Raw genomic sequence first — 2,177 nt, 5'->3', positions numbered from 1 at the left:
GGTCGGCGAAAAAAGCGTCCTCACTTCCCGCAATCCGGGCAAACCCTACCCGTTTTCGCGCCAGCACTATTGTTTGGAGCCGTTCGGGTGAACCTGTAAGCCGGGCATAGCCGCCCCACTTTGGCCCGGACCACTGGTGTCCACCATGAGCTGCTTACCAGAACATCAGAAATATTTTGAAAAGCGCTCGAGCACCGGCCCCAGGCCACTTTCATCGCTGCGCACCAGCACCCCACCCGTACCCTCCGCCACCAGGCGCAGGGCTTCCCAGTCCGCTTCGCCAATCCCTACGCTAAAGACGTGAACCGTGTTCTGGGGGGTAAAGGCCAGGCCAGTCGCTACGATATTTCGGAGTTGCGCACTCTCCGGGAACTCCAGACGAACATCCCGTTCCTGGCGGTCAGTGAGCTTGAGCAGCCCCGAGATACCCACAGAACCGGTATTGGCGATTCCATCGGATAGCAACACCACCCCCCGAATGGCCTCCCTCGAGACCCCCTCGTAGCCGTCTGCAAGTTCGAGTCCCTGCTTGATCGCCTGATACATGGCGGTGTTGCCCCTGGCGGTAAGCGAGTCCACCGCTTCAACAATGGCAAAGCGGGTCTTGTTCAGCGGGCCAATAGGAACCCGCACCTGAACGGAGCTGGAAAAGGTGACCAGCCCCACGTGGGTCCCAGGGGCCGCTCGATCCAGAAAACGCTTGGCCCCTTCCTTGGCCTGCTGTATGCGTTCGCCCGACATCGAACCCGAGGTATCCAGCACCAGCACCGCCACACCGGGCTTTTTTACATCTTCCCAGCTATTCTGAATGGCCCTCGCTACCTCGGGGTTCAGCTTCCCAAGCAACTTTTTGGGTTCGCTGGGGTTGATACCCAGGGTGGCGTTAAGCACATTGGCAAAAGGTAAGCTGGAACCTGGGCGGAACCCCCAGGCCAGGAATTGCTTTTGTACCGGCTCGGTCAGGAGGTATTCCTTGACCACCTGGGCTGCGGCCCGCTGTAGGGGTGTGACCCAGTCGGCATTGGCAATAGCAAAGGGGTTGTCGTGCCAGACCGTGCCCTCTTTGGGATACAGCGCAACTACTTCGTAGCCCGCATCGGTGATGGGCCGCTGTACGACCTGGCCTCCTGGCACACTCTCGGCGTTCACCCGCCCCTGATAGAGCCAGGGAAGGCTGTACTCCTCCAGGGGAGCAAAATGCACAAAGCGCGGCCCCTGAAAGATTTTGGTCTGGAGTTTGAGCGTCTCGGGGTAATAGTGATCTACGGTGGCCTGGAAGCGCCGCACATAGTTCTGGGTTCTGGCCGAGCGCACATCTTCTAAAGTAAGGTTGGGGCCAGATCTTCCGGCGGCAGCCTGGTAGAGCAGTTGCAGGGTCGAGCGGGCCGTCGAGCTTACCGTGGGGTCGGTGAAGGCCACCCTGGGCTTGCGCCCCCATTCGGCCCTGGCCGTGGGGCAAGAAGCCCATCCCTGGGGGCTTTCCTTTAGCGCGATGATATCCGACCAGCCGATGGGCTTGGCTGGCCAGCCCAGGCACTCCGCCATCTCGCGGAAGGTGAAGATCACCACCGGGGTACGCACGATGGAGGGCATATCGGCAAAGTCGAAGACCTGGCGGCGGGTGTCCAGGTTCACCTGAGCCAGCCAGTCCGAGGTAGAGGGGGAAAGCACGGTTGGATCGCCGCCGGTTCGCTCGGGGAAGGCCACTCCCTGGTTGAGCCGGCGCACCAGGTGGGTATACATTTCGCCCGAATTGACCGTCACGCTTCTGGCCTGCACGGTGTAGCGCCGAGAACCCACCAGCACTGTACGGCCCTGCTGGTTGAACTCCTCCAGGGCTGGCTTGAGCACATTCTGCTTCTCGCCCGAAGTCCAGATCAGGATTTCAACTTTTTGGGCCGGGTAGAACAAGAAGAAAAAAGCCAGCGCACCGATGAACCCCACTGCCACCAGAATTTGCACCAGGTTTCGCACGTTACTCAGTGTAGAGCAGATTTGAAAAAAGAGGCTGAATCAATAACCATCGGCTACAGACGTACTCGAGGTGAAATACCTGCTGATTTTCGAAATTACAGGTGCGCCCCAGACGAGGCGAATGGCGATAGAGCATGGGTTTTATCCAGCCAGGGAACCTGGGCAACCCGGAGGCGGTTTTCAAAACAACCCGGGGTGCAGTC

1 protein-coding gene is annotated in these 2,177 nt (G+C 59.6%); it reads right to left on the bottom strand.

The window, feature by feature from the left end; genetic code table 11:
• Positions 1-165 precede the first annotated feature (165 nt).
• Positions 166-1,974 carry a VWA domain-containing protein gene (locus Q0288_RS12230; protein ID WP_299430802.1) on the bottom strand — a complete coding sequence of 603 codons (1,809 nt, stop codon included), beginning with the start codon at positions 1,972-1,974 and terminating at the stop codon, positions 166-168.
• Positions 1,975-2,177: the final 203 nt, after the last annotated feature.

This window comes from uncultured Meiothermus sp. (assembly GCF_937863175.1).
In the GTDB taxonomy this organism is placed as follows: Bacteria; Deinococcota; Deinococci; order Deinococcales; family Thermaceae; genus Meiothermus.
The sequence above is the reverse complement of the archived record's forward strand: the minus strand, read 5'-3'. Positions and strand labels throughout refer to the sequence as shown.